The following is a 247-nucleotide window of genomic DNA, read 5'->3' on the forward strand; positions in this document are numbered from 1 at the left end:
GGCTTCATGGCTCTTGTTCAGACTGGGGCTTTACCACTTCACTGAAGCAGCCCATGTGTCGAATTCACCGTGGTTGGCTGCATTCGGTTATGCCAAAGAGATACCGGCAGAAAGAACACTCATAGATGCAGTTGCACAAGGTGTTTTTCTGACGTTCTGGCGAGGTGATGCCTATTTCAATTCGTCACTTTGGACAATGCACTTTGAAATGATCGGCAGCCTGATCGTATTTGCCGGTGCCATTGTG

1 protein-coding gene is annotated in these 247 nt (G+C 48.6%); it reads left to right on the forward strand.

All coding sequences use genetic code 11. The features are described 5' to 3' along the window. Positions 1-55: 55 nt before the first annotated feature. The coding region (locus SB822_RS59655) for a hypothetical protein (RefSeq protein WP_410859450.1) at positions 56-247 on the forward strand (192 nt) is incomplete at its 3' end.

The sequence above is a fragment of the Paraburkholderia sp. SIMBA_054 genome (genome assembly GCF_046534875.1).
Lineage (GTDB): Bacteria > Pseudomonadota > Gammaproteobacteria > Burkholderiales > Burkholderiaceae > Paraburkholderia > Paraburkholderia hospita.